Origin of the sequence: Arcicella rosea (assembly GCF_014204325.1) — a bacterium.
Taxonomy (GTDB): domain Bacteria; phylum Bacteroidota; class Bacteroidia; order Cytophagales; family Spirosomataceae; genus Arcicella; species Arcicella rosea_A.
Genome location: NZ_JACHKT010000010.1, coordinates 16,470 through 40,892, shown reverse-complemented (window position 1 = coordinate 40,892; position 24,423 = coordinate 16,470). Strand labels below are relative to the sequence as shown.

At 34.1% G+C, this 24,423-nt stretch carries 26 protein-coding genes; 8 read left to right on the top strand and 18 right to left on the bottom strand.

All coding sequences use genetic code 11. From position 1 onward, the window contains the following. The first annotated feature begins 20 nt into the window (after nucleotides 1-20). The 4 genes from HNP25_RS08630 (at nucleotide 21) to can (ending at nucleotide 4,259) form a co-directional block, all read left to right on the top strand. The gene (locus HNP25_RS08630; RefSeq protein ID WP_184133343.1) at nucleotides 21-1,340 is read left to right on the top strand and encodes a hypothetical protein; all 1,320 of its coding nucleotides are present in this window, start codon (nucleotides 21-23) and stop codon (nucleotides 1,338-1,340) included. 154 nt (nucleotides 1,341-1,494) lie between these two features. Then, a complete protein-coding gene (locus HNP25_RS08625) occupies nucleotides 1,495-1,866 on the top strand; it encodes a hypothetical protein (protein ID WP_184133342.1) in 372 nt (123 codons plus the stop codon). A 123-nt stretch (nucleotides 1,867-1,989) separates the two neighbouring features. Then, complete coding sequence (locus HNP25_RS08620; RefSeq protein ID WP_184133341.1) at nucleotides 1,990-3,579, top strand: SulP family inorganic anion transporter; 1,590 nt, start codon at nucleotides 1,990-1,992, stop codon at nucleotides 3,577-3,579. 14 nt (nucleotides 3,580-3,593) lie between these two features. Beyond that, the gene (gene can / locus HNP25_RS08615; protein ID WP_184133340.1) at nucleotides 3,594-4,259 is read left to right on the top strand and encodes a carbonate dehydratase; all 666 of its coding nucleotides are present in this window, start codon (nucleotides 3,594-3,596) and stop codon (nucleotides 4,257-4,259) included. A gap of 133 nt (nucleotides 4,260-4,392) precedes the next feature. Here the strand turns inward: can and HNP25_RS08610 are convergent, their stop codons facing one another. From HNP25_RS08610 to HNP25_RS08595, 4 genes are all read right to left on the bottom strand, one after another. After that, complete coding sequence (locus HNP25_RS08610) at nucleotides 4,393-5,052, bottom strand: phosphoribosylanthranilate isomerase (protein WP_184133338.1); 660 nt, start codon at nucleotides 5,050-5,052, stop codon at nucleotides 4,393-4,395. Next, nucleotides 5,049-5,531 (bottom strand): NUDIX domain-containing protein, encoded by a 483-nt coding sequence (locus HNP25_RS08605; protein ID WP_184133336.1) that lies wholly within the window; start codon nucleotides 5,529-5,531, stop codon nucleotides 5,049-5,051. Before HNP25_RS08605 ends, HNP25_RS08610 begins: the two co-directional genes overlap by 4 nt. Next, nucleotides 5,532-6,686, bottom strand: a complete 1,155-nt coding sequence (locus HNP25_RS08600; protein WP_184133334.1) for an MFS transporter — start codon at nucleotides 6,684-6,686, stop codon at nucleotides 5,532-5,534. It abuts the gene before it with no gap. A gap of 62 nt (nucleotides 6,687-6,748) precedes the next feature. After that, nucleotides 6,749-7,270: a 5' nucleotidase, NT5C type gene (locus HNP25_RS08595; RefSeq protein ID WP_184133332.1), complete on the bottom strand. Its 522-nt coding sequence runs from the start codon at nucleotides 7,268-7,270 to the stop codon at nucleotides 6,749-6,751. A 119-nt stretch (nucleotides 7,271-7,389) separates the two neighbouring features. Between HNP25_RS08595 and HNP25_RS08590 the strand changes: the two genes are divergently transcribed. After that, nucleotides 7,390-8,139 (top strand): DeoR/GlpR family DNA-binding transcription regulator, encoded by a 750-nt coding sequence (locus tag HNP25_RS08590; RefSeq protein WP_184133330.1) that lies wholly within the window; start codon nucleotides 7,390-7,392, stop codon nucleotides 8,137-8,139. A gap of 62 nt (nucleotides 8,140-8,201) precedes the next feature. Here HNP25_RS08590 and HNP25_RS08585 read toward each other — a convergent pair whose 3' ends face one another. From HNP25_RS08585 to HNP25_RS08535, 11 genes are all read right to left on the bottom strand, one after another. Further along, nucleotides 8,202-8,678 (bottom strand): hypothetical protein, encoded by a 477-nt coding sequence (locus HNP25_RS08585; protein WP_184133328.1) that lies wholly within the window; start codon nucleotides 8,676-8,678, stop codon nucleotides 8,202-8,204. Nucleotides 8,679-8,758: 80 nt separating this feature from the next. Continuing rightward, nucleotides 8,759-9,217, bottom strand: coding sequence for a hypothetical protein (locus HNP25_RS08580; protein ID WP_184133326.1), 459 nt, complete (start codon nucleotides 9,215-9,217; stop codon nucleotides 8,759-8,761). A gap of 86 nt (nucleotides 9,218-9,303) precedes the next feature. After that, nucleotides 9,304-9,849, bottom strand: a complete 546-nt coding sequence (locus tag HNP25_RS08575; RefSeq protein ID WP_184133325.1) for an RNA polymerase sigma factor — start codon at nucleotides 9,847-9,849, stop codon at nucleotides 9,304-9,306. Between the two features lie 156 nt (nucleotides 9,850-10,005). Continuing rightward, nucleotides 10,006-10,965 (bottom strand): transketolase family protein, encoded by a 960-nt coding sequence (locus HNP25_RS08570; protein ID WP_184133322.1) that lies wholly within the window; start codon nucleotides 10,963-10,965, stop codon nucleotides 10,006-10,008. Nucleotides 10,966-10,975: 10 nt separating this feature from the next. Beyond that, nucleotides 10,976-11,560, bottom strand: coding sequence for a hypothetical protein (locus HNP25_RS08565; RefSeq protein WP_184133320.1), 585 nt, complete (start codon nucleotides 11,558-11,560; stop codon nucleotides 10,976-10,978). Continuing rightward, a complete protein-coding gene (locus HNP25_RS08560; RefSeq protein WP_184133319.1) occupies nucleotides 11,554-12,558 on the bottom strand; it encodes an AAA family ATPase in 1,005 nt (334 codons plus the stop codon). The genes HNP25_RS08565 and HNP25_RS08560 overlap by 7 nt, the downstream gene beginning before the upstream one ends. Continuing rightward, the gene (locus HNP25_RS08555; RefSeq protein ID WP_184133317.1) at nucleotides 12,555-13,139 is read right to left on the bottom strand and encodes a Uma2 family endonuclease; all 585 of its coding nucleotides are present in this window, start codon (nucleotides 13,137-13,139) and stop codon (nucleotides 12,555-12,557) included. Before HNP25_RS08555 ends, HNP25_RS08560 begins: the two co-directional genes overlap by 4 nt. A gap of 317 nt (nucleotides 13,140-13,456) precedes the next feature. Then, nucleotides 13,457-14,314, bottom strand: coding sequence for a transketolase (locus tag HNP25_RS08550; protein ID WP_184133315.1), 858 nt, complete (start codon nucleotides 14,312-14,314; stop codon nucleotides 13,457-13,459). Nucleotides 14,315-14,366: 52 nt separating this feature from the next. After that, nucleotides 14,367-14,813 (bottom strand): thioredoxin-dependent thiol peroxidase, encoded by a 447-nt coding sequence (gene bcp / locus HNP25_RS08545; RefSeq protein ID WP_184133313.1) that lies wholly within the window; start codon nucleotides 14,811-14,813, stop codon nucleotides 14,367-14,369. A gap of 48 nt (nucleotides 14,814-14,861) precedes the next feature. Next, complete coding sequence (locus HNP25_RS08540) at nucleotides 14,862-16,892, bottom strand: M23 family metallopeptidase (RefSeq protein ID WP_184133311.1); 2,031 nt, start codon at nucleotides 16,890-16,892, stop codon at nucleotides 14,862-14,864. A gap of 33 nt (nucleotides 16,893-16,925) precedes the next feature. Beyond that, on the bottom strand, nucleotides 16,926-17,537 hold the full coding sequence (locus HNP25_RS08535) for a fumarylacetoacetate hydrolase family protein (protein WP_184133309.1): 612 nt from the start codon (nucleotides 17,535-17,537) through the stop codon (nucleotides 16,926-16,928). A gap of 178 nt (nucleotides 17,538-17,715) precedes the next feature. Between HNP25_RS08535 and HNP25_RS08530 the strand changes: the two genes are divergently transcribed. Further along, on the top strand, nucleotides 17,716-18,567 hold the full coding sequence (locus tag HNP25_RS08530) for a M48 family metallopeptidase (protein WP_184133308.1): 852 nt from the start codon (nucleotides 17,716-17,718) through the stop codon (nucleotides 18,565-18,567). Nucleotides 18,568-18,753: 186 nt separating this feature from the next. Here the strand turns inward: HNP25_RS08530 and sucC are convergent, their stop codons facing one another. Further along, on the bottom strand, nucleotides 18,754-19,950 hold the full coding sequence (gene sucC, locus HNP25_RS08525) for an ADP-forming succinate--CoA ligase subunit beta (protein ID WP_184133306.1): 1,197 nt from the start codon (nucleotides 19,948-19,950) through the stop codon (nucleotides 18,754-18,756). Nucleotides 19,951-20,151: 201 nt separating this feature from the next. On the opposite strand from sucC, the gene HNP25_RS08520 reads away from it, so the two are divergent. Further along, nucleotides 20,152-20,802, top strand: coding sequence for an ABC transporter ATP-binding protein (locus tag HNP25_RS08520; RefSeq protein ID WP_184133304.1), 651 nt, complete (start codon nucleotides 20,152-20,154; stop codon nucleotides 20,800-20,802). A 140-nt stretch (nucleotides 20,803-20,942) separates the two neighbouring features. Here the strand turns inward: HNP25_RS08520 and HNP25_RS08515 are convergent, their stop codons facing one another. Then, complete coding sequence (locus HNP25_RS08515) at nucleotides 20,943-21,776, bottom strand: phytanoyl-CoA dioxygenase family protein (RefSeq protein WP_184133302.1); 834 nt, start codon at nucleotides 21,774-21,776, stop codon at nucleotides 20,943-20,945. Nucleotides 21,777-21,924: 148 nt separating this feature from the next. On the opposite strand from HNP25_RS08515, the gene HNP25_RS08510 reads away from it, so the two are divergent. Next, complete coding sequence (locus HNP25_RS08510; RefSeq protein WP_184133300.1) at nucleotides 21,925-22,788, top strand: AraC family transcriptional regulator; 864 nt, start codon at nucleotides 21,925-21,927, stop codon at nucleotides 22,786-22,788. Nucleotides 22,789-22,837: 49 nt separating this feature from the next. Here the strand turns inward: HNP25_RS08510 and HNP25_RS08505 are convergent, their stop codons facing one another. Then, the gene (locus tag HNP25_RS08505; RefSeq protein ID WP_184133297.1) at nucleotides 22,838-24,328 is read right to left on the bottom strand and encodes a glutamate synthase subunit beta; all 1,491 of its coding nucleotides are present in this window, start codon (nucleotides 24,326-24,328) and stop codon (nucleotides 22,838-22,840) included. Between the last annotated feature and the right edge of the window lie 95 nt (nucleotides 24,329-24,423).

The following is a 24,423-nucleotide window of genomic DNA, read 5'->3' as shown; positions in this document are numbered from 1 at the left end:
ATTTTCAGCATTTAATTTCCATGAAAAAAATACTTTTTCTAGTGGCTGGTCTAATGTTATCATCTATCAGCTTTTCTCAAACCTATAAAGAAGGAAAATTATATTTGAATCAAGATGGTTCTCAATTTCTAAAAATGACTTTGTTGAACCAAACTTGGTTACGATATAATGATAATAACCCGGGTTCAACCACTAACGGTTTTGATAAATCTTCTACGACAGATATTGGTATTCGACGTTTGAGATTACAACTATTTGGACAAATTACCGACCGTACTTATATCTATTTACAAGTAGGAGAGAATAATTTTAATGCTTTATCGGATCGTAAACAAGGTTTTTTTATCCACGATGCACTTGGCGAATACGCTGTTGTGAAAAATAAATTGTCACTTGGTGGAGGCTTAACAGGCTGGAGTGGATTATCTCGTTTTGCAGCGGCGGCGGTTGGAGGACAATTGGGAGTAGATGCTCCACTGTACCAACAAGCAACGAATGATGTAACTGACCAATTCCTAAGAAAACTAAGCGTATATGCTAAAGGGAAATTGGGAGGTTTTGATTATCGTTTGGCACTTTCAGACCCAATGGCAATTCAAAAATCAGCAGGTTTTAATGCTGCTACCGCTTTGACGAAGAATTCAAATTTTTCAACGATGCCACCTAAATTCCAGACCCAAGGATATTTTCAATATCAATTTTGGGATAAGGAATCAAACATGAATCCTTATATGGTAGGTACTTATTTGGGAACAAAAAAAGTATTTAACATTGGTGCAGGTTTTATTTATCAGCCTGATGCCATGTGGCATTTAGCTGATAATGGAAAAGATACTTTGAAAACAGCCATGACTTTATTGGCAGTAGATGTATTTTATGATGCACCCATCAATAAAGAAAAAGGAACAGCTTTGAGTGCTTATGCTGCTTTTTCTGATTATAATTTCGGGAAAAATTATATCCGAGAAAGTGGACCATTGAACCCTGCAACGGGTAATGCAAATAGTACAGTATTAAATGGTGCTGGAAACAATGCCCCATTGTATGGTACAGGACAAACTTTGTATGGACAAGTAGGCTATAAAATGGCGAATAATATGTTGGGTAAAGCAGGTACTTTGATGCCTTACGTAAGTGTTCAATATTCTGACTATGAAAAATTAGCTGACCCAATGGTATTTTATGATGCAGGGATTAATTGGCTTTTCTCAGGTCATACTTCTAAGCTGACATTGGCTTATCAAAGTCGTCCAGTTTATACAAGTAATACTTCGGGAGAATATAATGCAACAGATAGAAAAGGCGGTATCATTATGCAATATCAAGTCTTTTTCAATTAAAGATTACAATATTTTAGTTTGTATGTGGTTTAATGTTAGATTGGGTTATCGGCTTCGATAACCCAATTTTGTTTTATTTTTAATCTTTTATAGCTTTTAGTATAAAATTTAGAACAAAAATGTTATAATTTTGCTAACATAATTAAACCTAACCATGAGAGCAAAAAGTAAATTTTATATTACTTTTCAGATTTTTTGCTTGGTTTCAACCTTGCATTTTGTCGCATTGAGCGTAGGTGGAATTCATTATTTAAGTTTTTTTTTACCGAAAGAAAAAATTGTAAGTGTTCAAAACAAAACTGAAACAGAAAAGAAAACATCTTCAAATGCTACCGATGATGTTCCAGAATCTGAAGATATTGATGCTTACAAAGTAGTTTGTATTTTACATAATTACTCAGTTTTTGATAAAGACATTACCTTAAGCGAAAGCTTTTATCATTCAGCCCTCACATTGTTTTCTTCTTATTCTTCCCGAATCCTTCGTGGTCATTTTGATGTAATTATTCAACCACCTCGTGTTTAAATCATTTTAAAGAACGTGTATTTGTGCCTTTCAAATTTTATTTGAAAGATTCAATCTTGCACTAAATTTTAGGGAATACTCCCTTTTAAAATTTGATTTAAAGCTACTACGTTATTAAATATTATGTCAAAAATTAAATATTATCAAAAGTCACTACTAGAAACTGACTGGAAATCTGGACTTTCTGTTTTTTTAGTAGCACTTCCGCTCTGTTTAGGCATTGCACTTGCCTCAGGAGCACCCCTCTTTGCTGGTTTGCTTTCTGGAATTGTAGCCGGAATTGTGGTATCAATTTTATCAGGTTCTGAAATTTCGGTAAGTGGTCCTGCCGCTGGATTAACTGTAATTGTAGCTACGGCTATTAAAGATTTAGGCTCTTATCCAGGTTTTCTTGTTGCAGTTATTTTAGCAGGTTTAATTCAAATTGTTTTAGGTTATCTAAAAGCAGGGAAATTTAGTGCATATTTCCCCGAAAGTGTTATCAAAGGAATGTTGGTTGCCATTGGTATCGTAATTATTCTTAAACAAATACCTCATGCTTTAGGAGATGACCAAGACTATGAAGGCGAATTTGAATTTGAACAAGTAGCCGACCATCAAAATACAATTACTGAATTAATTCGTTCTTTTGTCGATTTCAATTATGGTGCTGTCATTATTTCGTTTTCCTGTTTAGCACTTTTGATTTTCTGGGATTATGCGGCAAAGAGAAATATTAGCTTTTTCAAAGTATTTCCCTCTGCTTTGGCTGCTGTGCTTTTGGGTGTTTCAATCAATGAAATATATGCCATTGCTAAACCAGAGTACTTTTTAGGGAATTCGCCAATTCACATGGTGGCAATGCCTATTTTTAATAATTTTCAAGATTTTAAAAACGTTTTAATCTTTCCAGATTTCTCATTTTTAAGTAATCCACATGTTTATACTGTTGCGATAACGTTGGCAATTGTGGGAAGTTTAGAATCGCTTTTAAGTTTGGAGGCAGGCGATAGTATCGACCCTCTAAAACGTATATCTTCATCAGATAAAGAACTTGTAGCTCAAGGAATAGGAAACACCATTGCTGGTTTTTTGGGTGGTCTTCCTGTTACTTCTGTGGTTGTTAGAACTTCAGCAAACGTTTATGCAGGTGGAAAAACTAGAATGTCCTCAATCGTTCATGGAGTATTATTATTGGCTTCGGTAGTTTTTATTCCGATGTTGATGAATAGGATTCCTTTATCTGCTTTGGCTGCAATTTTATTAATGATAGGTTATAAATTAGCTAATCCAGCTGTATTTAAAAGAGTTTATAAAGAAGGGTACGATCAGTATATTCCTTTTGCAAGTACTATCGCCATTATTATTTTCAAAGATTTACTTTTTGGCATTTTTATCGGCACCTTTATCGGGCTTTTATTTGTTGTTTTTACCAATTTTCGTTCTGTGATTTCTGTAATTCGTGAAGGCAACAATGTATTGGTTAAATTTAATAAAGATGTATCTTTCTTGAATAAACCAAGAATCAAAAATATTTTAATGAGTTTGAAGGAAGGTGACGAAGTATTATTCGATGGGACAAGAGCCAATTTTATCGACCATGATATTTTTACACTACTTTATACTTTTAAGAACAGTTCTAAAAGTAAAGGAATTGACGTGATTTTCAAGAAAGTGAATCGTAAAATACAAGGTGATATCAATCACTATCAAGCAAAAATAGAATCACATTAATAAAAATTAAAGAGATGAAAGATTATAAGCAATTACTGTTAGCCAATAAAGCATGGGCAAAAGAACGTCTGGAATTAGATGAAGATTATTTTGAGACACTTTCTAAAGACCAACAGCCAAAATTTTTGTGGATAGGTTGTGCCGATAGTAGAGTCCCCGCTGAAGAAATTACTCATGCACAGCCGGGAGAGGTGTTTGTTCATAGAAATGTAGCAAATTTAGTTGTTCATACGGATATTAATTTGCTTTCGGTGCTTCAATATGCGGTAGAAGTACTTCATGTAAAACACATAATTGTTTGTGGACATTACGGTTGTGGTGGTGTAAAGGCAGCGATGGGTTCAAGTGATTTAGGTCTTATCAATAAGTGGTTGAGAAATATTAAGGAAGTTTATGATAAACATAATTATGAACTGAAAAACATTTCAGATGAAGATGCAAGGTTTAGACGTTTGGTCGAATTGAATGTTGAAGAGCAAGTAAAGAACCTCTCAAAGACAACAATCATCCAACGTTCTTGGAAGTACTTCCAAATGCCTCATATCCATGGTTGGGTTTTTGATATGAAAACAGGTTTGATTAATGAAGTGATGGAAATAGTAGCTTGTTCTGAGATTGATCCTATTTTTAAATATGATTTTCATACGGATGAAGTAATTACTAACAGCTCAATTTATTAAGAATACTTTCTTGAGTAGTGATATTTCTTTTTTAAGTAAGTATATCCTCCAACATCAAAAAGGCATTAATTTATTGAATAATATAGGCATTAAAAAAGCGGTTAACATTACCTTTTGACCGCTTTTTTAATGATTACTTATCCTTCATTTTATCTTGAATGGCATTGATTAAACGAGATAATTTTTCGGAATCTAATTTTCCATTGCTTCTCACACCACTACAAATATCTAAACCATAAGGATTTACGGCTTCAATAGCTTCACAAACATTGTCAGGATTGAGTCCGCCTGCCAAGAAAACTGGAATTGAAACACTTTCAACGATTTTTCTGCTAATTTCCCAATCGTGTTTTCTACCTGTTCCTCCTAATTCTTTAATGGCTAAATTCGGGTTTCCGGAATCTAGTAAAATCATATCGGCAAGCTTATCATACTTCTTTGCTTCTTGAATCGACTCTTCGCCCGTCACATGTATTACTTGAATAAGTTTTACATTGGGTAAATGCGTTCTCAGCATAGGATAATCTTCAATTGCAACAGTATCTACTAATTGAACACAACTTGCTCCAGTAAAACGCTGATGTTCAATGATTTCATAAGGATTGGTTTTAGGCGTAAGTAAATAACTATCAATGTTTTTTGGTATAATGCTTACAATATCTCGAATTAAAATATCATCAATTGTACCAGGTCCGCTCGGCATTTTGGCGACTAATCCTAACACATCAGCTCCTGATGATATGGCTATTTGTGCTTCTTCCTGAGAAGAAATACAGCAGATTTTAATTTTCATTGTTCAAAAACTACTTTGTTTTCCATTTCTTCATTCATAAAAAGTAATTTTACTTCCTTGTCATAAATGGCATTAAAGGCAAAATATTTTTTCTGTAAAATATAGTCGTAGATAAAAAAGTCAGTTTTGGGAGTCGGGAAGCTTTCGAGATGCTCGAAATTATGCCATTCTAAAATGCCTTCATTACAAATGGGTGGTTCAAATACTTCAATTTCTGCTTCGTAAATAAAGCTCATCCAATTGTATTTTACGGGTGAAGTTTCAACCAAAGTACCGCAAAATCGCATAGCAGGCAGTTTTATTCCTGCTTCTTCCCACACTTCACGAATGGCAGCATCATAAGGATTCTCAAAAGCATCTACTTTTCCTCCAACAGGTACGTAAGTATCTTTGTTGGGTTCTTTAAAACGTTTGAGTAGTAAGAAATTTGAACCATTTCTGAGGACACAGATAACCGCTACTCTTTTTAAACCTTCCATTTATTGATTTGAAATTTTTGTCGTTAAAAAGGCTCCTAATAAGCCTAAAAAAATCAAGGAAGAAAGTGCTATTTTCAATGAAAGGAATTCAGAAAGATAGCCTATCATGACTGGGCCAATCAAAAAACCTGCAATTCCTAAGGTTGAAATTGCTGCCAATGCCACCCCAGCAGCCATTGTTTTTGAATGCCCTGCTTCGCTATAAATAAGTGGAACAATGGTTGAAAGTCCTAAACCAGTAATCCCAAAACCAATCACAACTGCTACAGGATTGCCGATTAAAATGGCAATAGTCATTCCCACAAAAACTAATAAACAGTTGATTAAAAGCGTTTTTCTTAGCCCAAAATTTTGTAAAATTCTATCGCCAAAAATTCTACCTACTACCATCAAAACAGAAAAAGCCGTGAACCCTGCTGTAGCGAAACCGTTAGGATTATCCATGATTTGCTTGTAATAAAGTACACTCCAATCTGCCATTGCACCTTCGCAAAGCATTCCACAAAAACAAATTACACCCAGAATAATCAATGATTTATCAGGAATAGCAAAAAGAGGTTGGTTCTCATCCGACTTATGGTCGTGTTGTAATAAGTATGAAAAAGAAGCAATGCCAATCAGTAAATCTATGCTACCAATCGCCACTAAATGATGAAAAGTAGAAATACCTTGTTTAGCAATAACACCACCTAAGGCTGCCCCAAGCATAAACCCAATGCTAAATACTGCATGAAAAGAAGACATGATAGAACGCTTTTGGATTTTTTCTACACCAACTGCTTGAACGTTCATCGCTATATTCAATAAATCACTTCCGAACCCAAAAATGAATAAGGAAATGGCTAAAGTAACTGGACTAGTCGAAAGCCCTAATAAAGGCAAGGCAATAAAATACACTAATACGGCTAGAAAAGTAATTCTTTTACTGCCAAATTTGTGAATAATTACTCCAGCAATGGGAAGAGCCGTTAAACTACCAATTGGCATGGCGAATAAAACAGTTCCCAAGGCAGCGTCACTTAGTTGCAGTAATTCTTTCATATCTGGAATTCTTGAAGCCCACGAGGCAAAACTAATTCCACATAAAAAGAATAAAGCATTGGTAGCAATGCGTGCATTTTTTCCAATATTTGTTTGAATAATAGTAGTTTCCAAAATAGTTTACGATTATTGAAATCGAATTTAATGAACTTTTGAGCTAGAAACTGATTGAGCACTTACAATAATATCGTTTCAATTTCTTTCCAAGAATGTACTCTTGTAAATTCTTTTACGTGTTGATTATGAGTAGCATTAAATAATAAGCCTTTGCCTTCAAAGTTGATAAGGTTTTTTTCGTGGTCATCAATGATATAATCTGCTTTAATCATCCATTTATGTCCACAAAAAACGGTGTGCGACCAACCAATATATGGGAAGTATTTATCAAGCCATTCTAATTTTTCATCCATAGATAATGGAAATTCAGTTGCCGCAGAAACAATAAAAATTTCATGTTTTGCATGAAGTTTTTGAACTACTTCTTGAGCATCTTGAATCAAAGGAATATCTGCAAAAAAACCTTTTTCCCAAAGCATTCCTCTAACGGTTGAATACTTTTCATAATATTCTTTGTAAATTTCTGGACTAGTATTTAGTTGCTCACGAGTAAAGTTTGTACCAAGTCTTTTATTGGTTTCATTTAATATTTTCAAACTTGTGTCTGCCAAGACATCATCCATATCGATTAAGATTCTCATACGTTTTTCTGCGGTTTTTAATTATTTTTGACAAACTTACCGCAATAAACCGAATAAATCAAAATAAAATTTATTAAATTTGTGTTATATTCCGAAATAAACCGAATTAAACCGCAAATATGCTCAGGGAAGAAAGATTACAAATTATCTTGAAAATGTTGGAAACCAACCAAAGAGTTTCCTCTGTTCAATTAGCAGAAATACTGAATGTTTCTGATGATACCATTCGTCGGGATTTGAATGAATTAGCCGAAGATGGTTTGCTAAAAAAAGTACATGGCGGGGCTGTTCCCAAAGCTGCTAGTCCATACAAGCTTAAAGAAAGGATTCATATCGCACATGAAGAAAAATTAATTTTGGCTAAAAAAGCACAAAGTTTTTTTGAAGATGGTCAAGTAATAATACTTGATAATGGCTCTACAAATATGGAAGTAGCCAAAATGATGTCGCCAAACTTAAAAGCTACCGTGTTTACTACAAGTATTGCCATTGCTCAAATTCTATGCGAACATCCTAATATTGAATTGTTTATGTTAGGTGGAAAAGTGTTCAAAGATGCACAAAATACTTATGGAACCGAAGTAATAGATTTGCTGACAAAAATTAGAGCCGATGTTTTATTGATAGGTGTTTGTGGAATTCATCCAGAAATTGGTGTGACGATTCCAGATTGGGGAGAGTGCGTTGTGAAGAAAAAAATGGTAGAAGTTTCTGCAAAAGTAATTGCTTTAATTACTGCTGAAAAACTAAATACTGCTGATAGTTTTGTAGTATGTCCTTACACTGATATTGATGTGATGATTACTGATGATGTGATTACTGAAGAGCAATTGGTTGATTATAAACGATTTGGTACAGAAATTCAGTAGGATTTTGAATTGGGTTGTATAAAAAATCCCTCAAATTGTTTATCAAATTGAGGGATTTTAAATTATGGTCTTTCCATTCTCATCTTTTCATCTTTGCCTTTGCCATCCTTTTTGTTAAGTCTATTAAAGAGCATAGCATTAAAAAGCTGTTCCGTTTTATACAATTCAGAAACCTGACGAACATTGATAACTTTCAGGAATTTTGACATATATTCTTTTTCTAAGTCAACATCTTTTTGTTTTAGGTTTAAAATTTCTTTTAAATCAGATAAAATTTTATCCTCAGAGCTAGTGGTATTTCTACTTTCTGCGGTAATTTGTCTGATACTTTTTCTGATTTCCCAGCGTTTGGTATCAAAATCGTTATAAACTACCCAAAAGCCTTTAGCTTGGTCTTCTGTTAGATTTAAGCGATTAGTGATTAACCCAACTTTAGCGGCTTTTATTTTTTCTTTGCCCTTTAATGGCTCGTCTTGTGCTTTCACATTAATTGAGAAGACAAAGAAAATTAAGCTGATAATAATGACTGACTTTTTCATATTTTGTTTTATTAAGTCGTTACAAAAACGATATTTATTTGGTTAATTCTTACTTAGATAAAGAATTTTCACTTTTTGATTCAAATATTCTCTTCTAAATCATCTAAATCGATACTTTGTAAAATATCTTGTCTATTTATTTTTAAATTATCTAATAATTCCGAATCATTACTAGTTTCTTCAACCTCAACTTTGTTATTCGTTTGAACGCTTTCAAATTGCTCTGCAAGGTCGGTTTGGTTAATGTTTTGTTGAATTAGATAATTAATGATTTCTTGATTTTGTACTTCAGAAAGAGCTTCATTACCTAACGCATCTTGCTTAGGCATCCAAGTAAAGTATCCCAAAATTGCAATAGCAGCACAAGCGGCTACACTTGCCCAAGTTCTTTTCATCGACCAAGTAACTAAGGGAATGGTTTTAGGTTTGGCAGAAGTTTGCGACTGTATGAGCATCGGAAGTTCTTCAAAGTAATTCTCAGGTACTTTGAAAATATTCTCACGTGGTAGTTTTTCTAAATCAAACTTATTATTTTCCATTGTTTTAATGATTATGCTACTTTGACTGTCTTGGTCTGTAATGGTTTAAAATGATTTTATTTTTTTTAAATATTAAAATCATTTAGCTATGGTATCGAATTTTTAAGATGCTCTTCTACTTTTTTGACGGCTAAATGATATGATGCCTTTAATGCACCAACTGAAGTTCCCGTAATTTCGGCAATCTCTTCATATTTCAACTCATCATAATATTTCATATTGAACACCAAACGTTGTTTGTCGGGCAAGGTTAACAAAGCTTTCTGAAGTTTCAATTGTATTTCATCTCCAGAAATCAAATCGCTGTCTTCTAGTTTATTGGATAATTCTTCGGTTATATCATTAATAGGTAAAAAGAAGCGTCTTTTTTTCTTGCTAAGATGATTCAAACACTCATTTGTTGCAATTCTATATAACCAAGTAAATAATTGTGAATCACCTTTGAAATTTTCAAGACCTTTCCATGCTTTGATAAAAGTATCTTGGGTAAGGTCATTGGCATCGTCATGGTCGATTACCATTTTACGGATATGCCAATATACTTTCTGCTGATATTGGCGTACCAGTAAATTGAAAGCATAGTTACTACTTTCAGGGTTAGCAAATTTTTCTAATAATTCTTTATCTGTCATTGTTGGGCATTTGGCTTAGAATGCTAAATGCAAAATAGGCACAAGTCACAAAATAAAAAAGGCAAAAGCCGAAAAGAATAGCAATCAGAGTGTTTATTTACTCTAATTACTGATACTTGTTCGCCTTTTGCCTGATAAAATGATAAATTGTAAAAATTACGCTTGTTTACGAGCTATCGCTTTCAAAGCTTTCTCAACGATTGCTGCTGCATTCAAACCATATTTTTCCATTAATTGAGCAGGAGTACCAGATTCACCGAATGAATCTTCAACGCCAACGTATTCTAATGGAGCAAGATGATTTTTAATTAATACTTGTGCGATAGAATCTCCTAAACCACCAGCAATTTGGTGTTCTTCGGCAGAAACTGCACAACCAGTTTTGCGAACTGAAGCTAAGACAGCTTCTTCGTCTAAAGGTTTAATCGTGTGGATATTGATAATTTCAGCGTCGATACCTTTTTCAGCCAAAATTTCACCTGCTAAAATAGCTTCCCAAACCAAATGTCCTGTTGCGAAGATACTTACGTCTGCACCTTCGTTCACCATCCAAGCTTTACCAATGATAAATTCTTGATCTGGAGCGGTGAAAATTGGCACAACTGGACGACCGAAACGTAAATAAACTGGACCTTCGTGTTCAGCTACAGCGATAGTAGCAGCTTTTGTTTGGTTATAGTCACAAGGGTTGATGACCGTCATGCCTGGAAGCATTTTCATCATTCCTAAATCTTCTAAGATTTGGTGAGTAGCACCATCTTCACCCAACGTTAAACCAGCATGTGAACAAGCGATTTTAACATTTTTGTTTGAATACGCTACTGACTGACGGATTTGGTCATAGACACGTCCAGTACCGAAGTTAGCAAAAGTAGTAGCAAAAGGAATTTTTCCACCGATTGTCAAACCAGCAGCGATACAAATCATATTTGCTTCAGCAATACCCGTTTGGAAAAAACGTTCTGGATTTTCTTTGATAAAAGCATCCAATTTCAATGAGCCGATAAGGTCAGCACAAAGAGCTACAACATTTGGGTTGGTTTGTCCCAACACTTGCATTCCAGCACCGAAGCCAGAACGAGTATCTTTTTTTTCTGTGAAAGTATATTTTTTCATTTTTCTATTTTTACTCGACAGTTTCAGTCGAGGCACATTGCTTTAATTTTGTTAAAAAATAATTGGCACTCGGGCAATTAGGATGATTTGCTGCATTTTGAATTGAGAAACCTGAGTTAAGCATTTTTTGAGCTAATCTTTTCTTTTCATTTCTGCCTACAAGTCCTCTTCTAAACTTTTCAAAATATTTGGTTCGAATAGTTTCAAATGGGACATCTTCGTTTTCGGGAAATTCAAAAGCGTAATCACCTTGAAAAATCGTATTCATTGAAGTATAGTCTGATAGAAACCAAGACTCAATCTGCTTAACAGCAACGATAATAATTTGATTTTCAGATTCTGTAATCCTCAATCGGGTTTTGGTAATACATTGGTCTTGATCAAGGTCTGTAAAAATAAAAATAACTGAAGCCCCTTTGGTGAAAAGATTTTCTCTATGACTTTTAAGATTATGGGGTAATAAATTACCATTTCCTTCAACATTAATTATTCCAACAGAATTAAGTTGGAGTTGATTTAGAATATTCTTAAAAGCTTGAGATTCTAAAATAAAAAGCTCAGTATAACCTTCACAAATAAAACCAATATTTACCATGGCAACCCACCTCCAAGGGTATTAGTTAGCCATGCTTCATCCATACTTAATCCATGAAAATCTTCTCCTTTGAACTGCTTTATTTTTGTTTCACCCTTGATTTTATTTACAGTGATTATTTCATCAGGAGTAAGCTGAGATACTAATGATTGCGAATGTGTATTTAGCCATATATAATGCCCTTTTTCTTCACAAGCATTTCTGAAAAAAGTAACCATCTCTTTAATGACATCAGGAGTAAGCCCATTTTCAGGTTCTTCAATACACAAAAATTGCGGTTCATCAGACTGAAAAACGGCAGTTAAAAGAGCGAGAATATTGTATGTTCCGTCTGAGATAAGTTCTTTAGTAAAATATTTGTCAGAATATTTTTCCTTGATTACTATAGTATCAGTTCCACTCAATTCAGAAGATTCTATAAACACATCATCAAACTCAGGAATAAACAATCGCAACCAATCAAGTATTTCCTCTTTTTTACCTTCTTCGTTTAAAATTCTTTTTAGAACCTTTTCAAGATTATTTGTAACCAAATTTAATCGATTTCCATCCTGAAAGTTAAGCTTATTCCCTTTAGGAGAATTTATAAAAAAACGAGAAAAATTATCAGATAATTGAGGATAAAAACTTGATTTTGCTATATCCATTATTTGGTCTTCATTATCTGTCAATCGATTTGTTAGAATAATATAGTCATAATAATGGTCTTTATCACTTCTCATTCTAACTGTGTGGATAGACTCATGATTATCACCATCAATGAAAATGTTGGTATCTCCTGTTGCTTTGTGATGTACAAAACTATTTTCCCCTCCAAATAAGCCATCAATATTTCTTCTCAGTCTTTTTACACATAAATTCAGAAACTCCAAAGCCTCAAAAATATTACTTTTCCCAGACCCATTTGGCCCAACAAAGACCGTAAATGGATTTGGTTCAATGATTTCTAAATCTGCAATAGATTTAAAATTTTTGATATGTAATTTCTTGATTTTCAAATGAATACTTTGTTTAAGTCGATACTTAATTCAGGGAATGTAAATGAGTTCATGATTTCATCTTCTACATAAGGACGCTGACCGATGTATTTGCCTGCTTCATTGAGTGTGTAAATCAACACGTTTTTATCAAGCGTGTTTACAATCCAGTACTCTTTTACACCAGCTTCCTCATAGACTTCAAATTTTTCTCGCATTTCTTTTTTACTATTGCCGGGCGATAAAATTTCAACAATTAAGTCTGGAGCACCAATACAGCCTCTTTTATCCAATTTCAATTCATCACAAATCACACAAATATCTGGCTGAACCACTGTGATGACTTCCTTTTCAATTTTTTTATCAAACCGTGGAATCCGTACATCAAAAGGAGCAGAGTACCATTCACATTTACGAGCATAAAAGTATGCGTCAATTTGCCTACCCAAATTTCGAGAGATAGCTTGATGCTCTCTTGAAGGAGCAGACATTTGACGAATATATCCTTTTATCAATTCCAAACGTTCAACTATTTGCCATTTTAAATAATCGGCATAAGTATATTGTTTGGTTAAATCGAGTTGTTCTATGCTGGTAATCATTTATTTAGCTATGAGATATTAGTTATGAATTATGAAATTTTTAACCCTTCTTTCTTCTTTTTTGAGTGATAATGATTGATTTAACAATTTTCAAAAGTGATATTGAATCATTATAAATCGAATCATTTTTTATTTCTGATTATTAATCAGGTTCATTTAAAAGTCCAAGACAGTATTTTGTTTAGTCACCTTTTTGTGCTATTCCTAATTTATGAAAAAATCTAAACCTGATGAATATGTTAAAGTTTATCGCAACGAATTTATCAAATTAACAAATTTTTACTTTTCATAATTCATACCTCATAATTCATATCTAATCAATAGTCTCCCAAAGTTTCAGGTAACTGAGCTAAAGCTGCGGCTAATTGCTCGTCGTTTGGAGCTACGCCATGCCATTTGTGTGAACCCATCATGAAATCAACACCAGCACCCATTTCAGTGGTCATCAAAATCATTGTTGGCTGTCCGTTTCCAGAAAAAGCACGAGCTTCTGCTAATACTTTCACTACATCTGCCATATCGTTACCATTCATTTTCATTACATTCCAACCGAAAGCTGCATATTTAGCTCCTAAATCACGGTTGTTCATTACCTTGTCCGTTGGCCCGTCGATTTGCTGACCGTTGTAGTCGATAACAGCTACCAAGTTATCAACTTTGTGGTGTGGAGCATACATTGCCGCTTCCCAAACTTGACCTTCGTTTTGCTCGCCATCACCCATTAAAACAAATACCAAAGAATTGTCTTTGTTCAATTTTTTCGCTTGAGCTGCACCAATGGCTACCGACATTCCTTGTCCTAAAGAACCAGAAGCGATACGAATACCTTCAAGGTGTTCATGCGTAGTTGGGTGACCTTGAAGACGAGAATTTAATTTACGGAAAGTTGCTAATTCAGCCGCTGGGAAGTAGCCAGCACGAGCTAATACTGAATAGAAAACTGGAGAAATATGTCCATTTGATAAGAAGAAAAGGTCTTCGCCGATACCGTCCATATCAAAGATTTTGTTTCCAGCTTCGTCTGATTTTAAAGTCATTTGGTCGAAGTAAAGACCAACCAATAAATCAGCACAGCCTAATGAACCGCCTGGGTGACCAGACTGACAAGCATGTACTTGACGTACGATGTCACGACGTACTTGCGAAGCAACTTTTTGTAATTCAGTAATTTCCATTTGTTCTTGATTAATTTTTTATATGCTTTTGTTATTTTTATAGTTTACTAGCCTAAATTATTTGAGAGGTATGCTCTTTAGTTTTTACTTTTTCGATAATATCGGTGATAATTCCAGTTTCATCTATGATAAATGTGGTTCTGGCTGTGCCCATGTAAGTTTTACCATACATAGATTTTTCTACCCAAACGCCATAAGCTTCTACTAATTGATGGTCTTCATCCGAAAGTAAAGTAAACTTTAAATCATATTTCTTGATGAATTTTTGATGAGCCTTTTGTCCATCTACACTTACACCGATAATCTCAAAACCTTTTGCTTGCAAGACTGGTAGATTCTCATTCAAATTACAAGCTTGAGCAGTACAACCAGGAGTATCATCTTTTGGATAAAAGTATAAAATTACTTTTTTACCTTCAAAATCCGAGAGCCTAACCAAATTTCCGTGTTGGTCTTTTTGCTCAAAATTTGGTGCTTTTTCTCCGACTGTTAATTTCATGTTCGTATATTTTTATAAAGACAATTTTCAATCATTTGACTATACTTTTCAATGCTTTTTCTTTTTCTTGGTTACTTTTCTCTCTTTTTTGGCTTTGCGTTCAGGTTTATGTTTTGCTTTCTTTTGTTTTTCACTCTTGGTTGCTACAACCTTTGTCTGTTCATCGACTTCAGTTTCAAATGAGCTTTTATTGCCTTGGTTATCCTCTAAATCTAAACGAAGCTTACCAATAAAATTTTGACTAGAATCTGATTTTACAGTCCATAGCAATGCTCTTTTGGCATCGTAATCTGATAAAATATACTTGTCATTTAGATAAGTTTTAAAGCTTTTGATACCTGCTAAATTATCATAGATTCTGATTGCGACATAATTGGGACTCTTCGTTACAAAACTTGCCTTAGGTGGAATAGTATCCGTTAAAAGTGTAAACTGACCAAGTAGCCCAGATTTAAAGACAATTCTATCTGAGTTCCATTTACCACCTAAAAACCTTCTTTGATTTCGGGACGTATAGTACACAGATGTCTTTTGAGGTAAATTTACTTTTATGTCAGGTTGGAAACTTACACTAATAGGATTCCTAAGCGGTATTGTTGTTTGTCCAATTTCTATACGATTAGCAAGCGTGTTTGTTTCTAAATAAAGGGTATCATATAATGTTTTAGCATCAAAAATGATTGAAAGTTTATCTGAAACAAAGCTATTTGCTAGGTTGGGGAAAATAGCTTTTTGAATGTTTAGAGACTTTTCTACACTATCAATCTGGATAGATTTTGGTAAACCTTTCTTCAAGTCCCAAAGATACACAGCTTCATTGTTTTTTACGTAATTTATGGGCAAATCAGCAGATGATTTTTCGAAATTTAAAATTGCTATCGAATTGATTGTCTTTAAGTTGTGTGCTTTTATGACTAAAGTGTTATCATCAATATGATAGTTGATTATTAAAGGTAACTTACTTGGACTAGCCGTTACTGAATTTTGAGGTTTTTCTCCTTTAATTGTAAAATTTAAAGTACTTCCATTTTCATAAGCATCCCAAATTTTAATGCTTATTTGATGGGTTTTACCATCTTGAAAATTAAGTTTCCCTTTTTGTGAAATGGTTTTATAAACTGGCAATTCATCATTTCCATCATCCTGAAAAAGCTTCTGGATTCTTTGTCCAACAGTTTTTTCGTAAGCATAATCTGTATGTACATTAATATCGTGCGAAACAGCATTAGGAAATTGTTCTAAATGAAAATAATGTTCTTCTTTGCCATCAACGAATAATTCCGTACAACTTAACCCATTTGAATTATGAGTATCATTCATTTTATCAACTGCCATCAATTCTAAACCAATTTCACCAATGGCAGAAATTTCTGTATTGATGCTATATGTACCGTCTGGTTTTTTGATTGGTTGAAAAGTCTTTCTACCAAATTCACCATTTACTCTAGCATCTGTATTAAGCGTTTTGATAAATAATTGTTGGAAAATAGGAGGGACATTATCTTTAATTTCAGTAAAACCAAAATTCAGAGGATTCAGAATATTGTTATTAGTATCTCTGATTTCAAAATGTAAATGTGGACCAGCCGAACCGCCAGTATTGCCAGAGTAACCAATGATTTGTCCTTTTTTTACAACAAATTCATTTGGAGCAGGTTTTAATTGAATTTCAAAAGTCTGACTTTCTAATCTTTTTTTCTTTACATAAGTAGCCAATGGTTCTGCAAATTCTTTTAAATGTCCATAAACAGTAACATAGCCATTTGGATGAGTCAAAAAAACAACGTTTCCATAACCAGAGGTTTGCACTCTAATTTCAGAAACATAAGCATCAGCCGAGGCTTGAACTATTAAACCTTCTCTTCCTTGGGTTTTAATATCAATACCAGCATGGAAATGATCTGCACGCAAATCACCCATTCCACCAGCCAAATAGTTTTGTTGTTTTGGATTAATTGGAAAGAGAAAGTAATCTTTCGGATAAAGAAGTCTTGTTTTTTGTGCTAGATTCTGGAATGAAAGAAGGCTACAAAAAAGAAAGAGTTTTAATTTCATAGAATATTGTAAAATGGTTTTCATGAAAATTGTTTATTATGAAGACCAAATCACGATTTACTTAATGTCAAATGAAAGCATTTCTTTACCTTCAACAAATGCACTTAACTTATCACCAATTTTTACTTTGCCAACGCCAGCAGGAGTTCCTGTGAAGATTAAATCGCCAGTTTTTAATGTGAAGTATTTTGATATTTCAGCGATAATTTCATCAAAATCCCAAAGCATCATGGAAGTATTTCCTGTTTGGCGAGTTTCTCCGTTGATTTCTAAATGGAAATTTAAGTTTTTCAAATCGGCAAATTCAGATTTTAGAACGAAACCAGAAATAGGAGCAGAGCCATTAAAAGCTTTGGCTTTTTCCCAAGGTAATCCCTTTTCTTTCAATTTAGATTGGACATCTCTAGCCGTAAAGTCAATCCCAATACCTATTTCCTCATAATATTTATGTGCAAATTTAGCTTCGATATTTTTACCCATCTTATTGATTTTCAAGACGATTTCTACCTCATGGTGAATGTCGTTTGAAAAGTCAGGATGATAAAAAGCTTCATTATCTTTAAGTATCGCCGTATCTGGTTTCATAAAAATAACAGGTTCAGACGGACGCTCATTGTTTAATTCAGCAATATGTTCAGCGTAATTTCTACCGATGCACAAAATTTTCATATTTCTTCGTTTTATGAATTATTTTACAAAAATACCGTTTAAATATAGAAATTTAGAACCTTTTTTAGATTTTTACGTCTAAAATCTAAATTGGTAGATTATTACTAAGGTGTTGGTATGATTATTTAATATTAATTTTACCGTTAAAATTTAATGTGTCTTAATCCTTTTAAGAAAAATGAAAAAAATCGTTTTATATGGAGCAATTCTCCTAACGTCAATTTGGGCTTGTACAAAAGTACCTATATCAGGTCGCAGTCAATTATTATTAGTTTCTGATGATGAAATGAATGCCATGTCATTCACTAGCTATAAGCAATTTTTAGATACTAATAAAGTAGTAGCGGCTAGTTCTCAACAAGCAGCGATGGTAAAAAGAGTTGGCGATAAAATTGCTAAGGCTGCACAAACATATTTTGAACAGAACGGTTCACCAAACTATTTGAATGGATACCAATGGCAAACCGAACTAGTTCAAAACAGCCAAGTAAATGCTTGGTGTATGCCAGGAGGTAAAATGGTTGTTTATACAGGTATTTTGCCAATTACTCAGAGCGAAACAGGCTTAGCTGTAGTTATGGGTCATGAAGTATCACATGCGATTGCAAAACATGGTAGCGAAAGAATGAGCCAAGGAATGGTCGCTCAAGGTTTATTAACTGCTGGACAAGTAGGTTTAGGAATTGCCATGCAAAGTAAACCAAGTGCAACCCAAAATTTATGGAATTCAGTGTTTAGTGTTGCTGCTCCAGCGGGTGCTCAAATAGGAATGCTTGCTTTCGGACGTAACCAAGAATCAGAAGCTGACCATTTGGGTTTAATTTTTATGGCGATGGCTGGATATAATCCTAATGAAGCTGTAGCTTTTTGGGGAAGAATGGCAGCACAATCGGGAAATGGTTCTAAGCCACCTGTATTCTTGTCAACTCACCCATCAGATGCACAGCGTATTGCTGATATAAAAAGACTTTTACCAGAAGCAACTCAGTATTTCAACGGTGCAAAGTCTGGTGCTGTTAAGAAAAACTAGATTTTATTAATGCAAAATATTTAAAGTCAATAAAAAAGGCGAAAGATTTTTAAATCCTTCGCCTTTTTTATTGACCTATGATATAAGCACTCTATCTAAAAATAAACAACGTTGGTATATGAATTAAAGTATCTTATTTCAAGGTTTTAAACTCAAAACTCATCACTCACAATTCACAACTCTTGCTTACATCGCTGCTAATACTTCTTCTACTTTAGTCGCTGCATCTTTCAATAAAACAGCCGAGAATACCTTCAAGCCTGATTCGTCAATGATTTTAGCTCCTTCAGCAGCATTAGTTCCTTGTAAACGAACGATAATTGGTACAGGAATATCACCGATAGCTTTATAAGCTTCAACAACACCCGTAGCAACACGGTCACAACGTACGATACCACCAAAAATATTGATTAAGATAGCCTTAACGTTTGGATCTTTCAAGATGATACGGAAACCAGCTTCAACCGTTTTAGCGTTAGCTCCTCCCCCAACATCAAGGAAATTAGCGGGTTCACCACCAGACAATTTGATGATGTCCATCGTAGCCATTGCTAAACCAGCACCATTCACCATACATCCAACGTTACCATCTAATTTTACGTAGTTCAAGTCGTTTTTAGATGCCTCTACTTCTAATGGATCTTCTTCTGTAACATCACGCAATGGAATAAAGTCAGCATGACGATACAATGCGTTGTCATCCAAATTTACTTTAGCATCTACTGCCAAGATTTTGTTGTCAGAAGTTTTCAACACAGGGTTGATTTCAAACATCGAAGAATCAGTTTCAACATAAGCTTTATAAAGAGAGTTGATGAATTTCACCATTTCTTTGAAAGCATCACCTGATAAACCTAAAGCGAAAGCAATTTTACGAGCTTGGAATGCTTGTAAACCTACTCTTGGATCAATCCATTCTTTAATGATTTTTTCAGGAGTATGTTCTGCAACTTCCTCAATGTCCATACCACCTTCTGTTGATGCCATGATAACATTACAAGCACGACCTCTATCTAACAAAATAGAAATGTAATACTCTTTCGGTTCAGATGGGCCTGGATAATAAACGTCTTCAGCAATCAAGACTTTATTAACTTTTTTACCTTCTGGGCCAGTTTGGTGCGTAATTAATTGCATTCCTAAAATCTGTTCTGATTTAAGGCGAACTTCATCTAAATTTTTAGCAATTTTTACTCCACCGCCTTTACCACGTCCACCGGCATGAATTTGGGCTTTAATTACGTGCCACTGTGTACCAGTTTTTGCCGACAACTCTCTAGCAGCTTCTACTGCCAATGCTGGTGTATCGACTACGATGCCTTCTTGAATGCGGACACCGTAACTTTTCAAAATGTCTTTACCTTGATACTCGTGAATGTTCATTTGATACAGTTTTATATGTCGAAATTAATTCGTTTGCTAAATTACTTACAAACAATTTAATTAATCGCTTTTATTTGGTAAATATTTATAGTTTATCAACTTTTTTGAACGAACAATAAAGTATTTATTCATGACAAATATAGTAATTCCACCTTTTTTATCGTTGTTTTGTTTCAGCGAATATTCATTGAAAAAGAAAAAATGTTAATAGTAAAAAATATCACAAAGACCTATGGAAACTTAAATGTTTTGAAAGGTATTGATTTACAGATTAATCAAGGTGAAGTAGCTTCAATTGTTGGGGCTTCTGGTGCTGGGAAAAGTACGTTGTTACATATTGCTGGAACGCTCGATAAACCTGATACTGGAAAAGTATTTATTGCAGGACAAGAGATTACTAACTTGAAAGATACAGCTTTAGCTAAATTTAGAAATGAAAAATTGGGTTTTATTTTTCAATTTCATAATCTCTTGGGTGAGTTTACAGCTTTAGAAAATGTTTGTATGCCAGCTTATATTGGCGGAAAAAATAAAAAGGTAGAAGAGAAAGCTGAGGAACTTTTAGTATTACTTGGACTAAAAGATAGAATTCATAATTTGCCTTCACAAATGTCTGGTGGTGAACAGCAAAGAACAGCTGTAGCACGGGCTTTAATTAATTCACCATCCATCATTTTTGCTGACGAACCTTCTGGAAATTTAGATTCAAAGAATGCACATGAATTGCATGAACTCTTTTTTAATTTAAGAGACCAGTTTAATCAGACTTTCGTCATCGTTACGCATAATGAAGAATTAGCCAACATGGCTGATAGAAAGTTAGTAATGCAAGATGGACTTTTACTGAGCTAAAAAGGGTTGTGTCTTCATCAAGGCACAACCCTAAAAAGATTCATTTTTCTTAACGTTTAATCAACGCTAATTTTGGTTTAATTCTGAGTGATTTTCATCACTAGTTTGTCTGTTTTGTTATTAATTTCTTTTTGCTAATTTTAGGATGTCTTCTCGTACAAAATAGGATTGATTGGCGTGTTGATAACTTTCCCGATTTTCGCACCTTGGCACCAAGTTTCCCAGTCAGCTTGTTGATTTACATTTTCTGGCTGTTTCAATTTCATATTTTTATCCATGTAAATCATCGTCATAACTTGGCGCATTTTATCGGTTTTATTAGCACCAGCTCTATGGAAAACCCATCCAGAATGAAAACTTACTTCACCTAATTCAAACGCTTCATTTACTTGTTGGAAATCTCCCAATCTTAATTTTTTCTGAATTTCAACTTCACTATCGTCACTGATTTTGAGATTACGTCCTTCTTTCATTAAATGACTTTTGGCACTAAATTCAAGTGGCCCCATTTCTAAGGGCGTTTCTTGTAATGGAATCCAAGCCGTAACTGTTTTATCACTTTCCAGCGGCCAATAATATTGGTCAGCGTGCCAAGGAGTGAAGCCTCCGCCTGGCTCTTTGAAAAGTGCTTGGTCATGATATAGCCGAACACCCTCTACTTGCATCAAATCACTAGCAATTTTTGCAATTCGTTTACTGAATACAAATTCTTTAATGGTATCACTATGAGTCCAAATGTTCATGATTTGTAAGAAAGCTTTGTTATAAACATCTCTTTCTTCAAGCGGGATATTCATGGTATTTAGCTCTTGTACTTTCTCTCTTATTAAGAGATTGTATCGTTCTATGACATCTTTATTTAATACATTTTTGAGTTTAATGTAGCGGTTTTCTTGATAAAACTCAATTTGTTCTGGGCTTAATTCGTAAGGCTCTTTGAGGGCTTCCAAAATTGATTTGGCGATTTCAGACATAACATTAAGAATTTGATATTCAGTAAAGAATTGACATGCAAAACTATCTATTAAATAAAAGTATATTTTACACTAAAGATTCAATATATAGCACTATATTGAATCTTTTTAATTTGCATTTTAGTTTTTAAATAAAAATAGTGTTTAAATGAAGGCAATTCTTGAGGATTTAAGTGCTGATAATCATATCAACTCTTTTAGAATTAATCAATACACAACTTCAAGTTTTGAATATAAATGGCATTATCATCCTGAATTTGAACTAACACTTATTGAAAGTGGAGTAGGAGATAGGTTCATAGGAGATTCATTTGAGAGTTTTCAAAAAGGAGATTTGGTCTTGATAGGGCCGGATTTACCACATACTTGGATGAGTGATAAGGAGAAAAACGTTGTTTCGGCAGCTGTTGTAATACAATTTTCCAACCATTTTATTGAGCGTTTTTTAGTATTAAACGAATTTATTAAGCTCAAAAAAATATTGGAGATGAGTACTCAAGGTTTATATTTTCCTAGTCCTCCTTTGGAAATTATAAGCAAAATGGAAACAATCAACCAAAAAGAAGGTATTGCAAGGATTAGTATTTTACTTGAAATATTTACAATTCTTACCGAATTGCCTTATGAAGTATTAGCGTCTCCTTTTTTTCAACCAATTAAAAATGAAGAGAATGAATTACGAATCAATACAGTTTGCCAGTACATGTTGAAGAATTCATCAACCGATATTTCATTGAAAAGTGTAGCTGAATTAATTCATTTATCTGAAAGTGCTTTTTGTAAATTCTTCAAAAAAATGACAGGAAAGACGTATTCAGATTATTTGAATGAAATTAGAATTGGAAAGGCTTGCACTTTATTAACATCATCTGATAAAACGATTGCGGAGATTGGCTTTCAAACAGGTTTTGAGAGTATTACTTATTTTAATAGAATATTTTTAAGAAAAAAGAAAAGAACGCCCAATGAGTTTAGGAAAATGAGTAGAAATAATCATGATAAAAGTGCATAAAAAAAGCCGTCATTTCTGTAGAACTGACGGCTTTTGTATATCAATTTAATTATGCAACTGCGAAACTTGAAACATTTTTAGCTTCTAAAACAGATTCTCCCATCAAGTAAATATCTGCTGCACGTGCTGCTTCTCTACCTTCTGAAATCGCCCAAACGACTAATGACTGTCCTCTGCGCATATCCCCAGCGGCAAATACTTTGTCGATTGCTGTTTGATAATTATGAGCTTTTACATTACCTCTTTCATCAAATTCCAAGCCTTTTTCTTCCAATTGAGCAAGGATTCCTTCACGTTGTGGATGTAAGAAACCTGCTGCAATTAAAGCTAATTCAACAGGAATTTCACGTTCGTTAACATGAACTTGTTGTGCTTTTCCATCAACAACTTCCATTACGATGTCAGCAAGTTTAAGTCCTTTTAAATTTCCATCAGCATCGCCAATAAATTCTTTTACCGCAATTGACCAGTGACGATCAGCTCCTTCTTCATGTGAAGTTGAAGTACGCAACATCATCGGCCAGTTTGGCCAAGGAGTTTGAGATGCTCTTTCCATTGGAGGCATTGGCATTACTTCAACTTGCGTAATAGACTTTGCTTTATGACGGTTAGAAGTACCCACACAATCAGAACCAGTATCACCACCACCAATTACTACAACATTTTTATCAGTTGCATAAAGTTCGCCCATTGGATAAGGCTTACCAGCATGATTTACTTCACGTTCGATGCCTGATACTCTTTTATTTTGCTGAGATAAGAATTCCATTGCTGGATAAATTCCTTTCAAGTCCGACCCCGGAATACCTAAAGTTCTTGGAACAGTTGAACCACCTGAAAGAATTACTAAATCAAAATCTTCTAACAAATCATCTGCTTTGATGTCAACGCCGATATTAGTATTTGTTTTGAAGATGATTCCTTCTTGTTCCATTACTTCAACTCTACGTTGAACAACCCATTTTTCTAATTTGAAATCTGGAATACCATAACGTAATAATCCACCAATTTTATCTGCACGTTCAAATACTGTAACTGTATGACCAGCTTTGTTTAATTGAGCAGCAGAAGCCATACCAGCAGGCCCAGAACCTACAACGGCTACTTTTTTACCAGTACGTTTTGTTGGAATATTTGGCTTTACTAAACCGTTACCAAAAGCGTATTCGATGATTGATTTTTCGATGTACTCAATCGTAACGGGTGGTTTATTGATACCTAGTACACAAGCAGATTCGCAAGGTGCTGGACAAATACGACCAGTAAATTCAGGGAAATTATTCGTTGAAGAAAGAATCTCATACGCATAAGCCCAGTTTTGATCATACACTGCATCGTTGAATTCTGGAATAATATTACCCAGTGGACAACCACTGTGGCAAAAAGGTACGCCACAATCCATACAACGACTTGCTTGAGATTTTACTTTATCAGCAGTAAAATCAATATCTATTTCTTTGAAGTCTTCGACACGTTCTGCTACGGGTCTTTTCTTTGGAGTTTCTCTAGTAACCTCTAAAAATCCTGTTGGTTTTCCCATTTCTTTAATTTGAAAATTTGAGGATTTGAAAATTTGAAATCAATCTTTTATTTTTTAGCGATTGATGTTGAGATGAGTCAATTCAACATATTTTG

Excerpts from the sequence above, each read along its gene's own strand:
- HNP25_RS08630 (WP_184133343.1), top strand. The coding sequence starts at position 21 with ATGAAAAAAATACTTTTTCTAGTGGCTGGTCTAATGTTATCATCTATC.
- HNP25_RS08625 (WP_184133342.1), top strand. The coding sequence starts at position 1,495 with ATGAGAGCAAAAAGTAAATTTTATATTACTTTTCAGATTTTTTGCTTG.
- HNP25_RS08620 (WP_184133341.1), top strand. The coding sequence starts at position 1,990 with ATGTCAAAAATTAAATATTATCAAAAGTCACTACTAGAAACTGACTGG.
- can (WP_184133340.1), top strand. The coding sequence starts at position 3,594 with ATGAAAGATTATAAGCAATTACTGTTAGCCAATAAAGCATGGGCAAAA.
- HNP25_RS08610 (WP_184133338.1), bottom strand. The coding sequence starts at position 5,052 with ATGAAAATTAAAATCTGCTGTATTTCTTCTCAGGAAGAAGCACAAATA.
- HNP25_RS08605 (WP_184133336.1), bottom strand. The coding sequence starts at position 5,531 with ATGGAAGGTTTAAAAAGAGTAGCGGTTATCTGTGTCCTCAGAAATGGT.
- HNP25_RS08595 (WP_184133332.1), bottom strand. The coding sequence starts at position 7,270 with ATGAGAATCTTAATCGATATGGATGATGTCTTGGCAGACACAAGTTTG.
- HNP25_RS08590 (WP_184133330.1), top strand. The coding sequence starts at position 7,390 with ATGCTCAGGGAAGAAAGATTACAAATTATCTTGAAAATGTTGGAAACC.
- HNP25_RS08585 (WP_184133328.1), bottom strand. The coding sequence starts at position 8,678 with ATGAAAAAGTCAGTCATTATTATCAGCTTAATTTTCTTTGTCTTCTCA.
- HNP25_RS08580 (WP_184133326.1), bottom strand. The coding sequence starts at position 9,217 with ATGGAAAATAATAAGTTTGATTTAGAAAAACTACCACGTGAGAATATT.
- HNP25_RS08575 (WP_184133325.1), bottom strand. The coding sequence starts at position 9,849 with ATGACAGATAAAGAATTATTAGAAAAATTTGCTAACCCTGAAAGTAGT.
- HNP25_RS08570 (WP_184133322.1), bottom strand. The coding sequence starts at position 10,965 with ATGAAAAAATATACTTTCACAGAAAAAAAAGATACTCGTTCTGGCTTC.
- HNP25_RS08565 (WP_184133320.1), bottom strand. The coding sequence starts at position 11,560 with ATGGTAAATATTGGTTTTATTTGTGAAGGTTATACTGAGCTTTTTATT.
- HNP25_RS08555 (WP_184133317.1), bottom strand. The coding sequence starts at position 13,139 with ATGATTACCAGCATAGAACAACTCGATTTAACCAAACAATATACTTAT.
- HNP25_RS08550 (WP_184133315.1), bottom strand. The coding sequence starts at position 14,314 with ATGGAAATTACTGAATTACAAAAAGTTGCTTCGCAAGTACGTCGTGAC.
- bcp (WP_184133313.1), bottom strand. The coding sequence starts at position 14,813 with ATGAAATTAACAGTCGGAGAAAAAGCACCAAATTTTGAGCAAAAAGAC.
- HNP25_RS08540 (WP_184133311.1), bottom strand. The coding sequence starts at position 16,892 with ATGAAAACCATTTTACAATATTCTATGAAATTAAAACTCTTTCTTTTT.
- HNP25_RS08535 (WP_184133309.1), bottom strand. The coding sequence starts at position 17,537 with ATGAAAATTTTGTGCATCGGTAGAAATTACGCTGAACATATTGCTGAA.
- HNP25_RS08530 (WP_184133308.1), top strand. The coding sequence starts at position 17,716 with ATGAAAAAAATCGTTTTATATGGAGCAATTCTCCTAACGTCAATTTGG.
- sucC (WP_184133306.1), bottom strand. The coding sequence starts at position 19,950 with ATGAACATTCACGAGTATCAAGGTAAAGACATTTTGAAAAGTTACGGT.
- HNP25_RS08520 (WP_184133304.1), top strand. The coding sequence starts at position 20,152 with ATGTTAATAGTAAAAAATATCACAAAGACCTATGGAAACTTAAATGTT.
- HNP25_RS08515 (WP_184133302.1), bottom strand. The coding sequence starts at position 21,776 with ATGTCTGAAATCGCCAAATCAATTTTGGAAGCCCTCAAAGAGCCTTAC.
- HNP25_RS08510 (WP_184133300.1), top strand. The coding sequence starts at position 21,925 with ATGAAGGCAATTCTTGAGGATTTAAGTGCTGATAATCATATCAACTCT.
- HNP25_RS08505 (WP_184133297.1), bottom strand. The coding sequence starts at position 24,328 with ATGGGAAAACCAACAGGATTTTTAGAGGTTACTAGAGAAACTCCAAAG.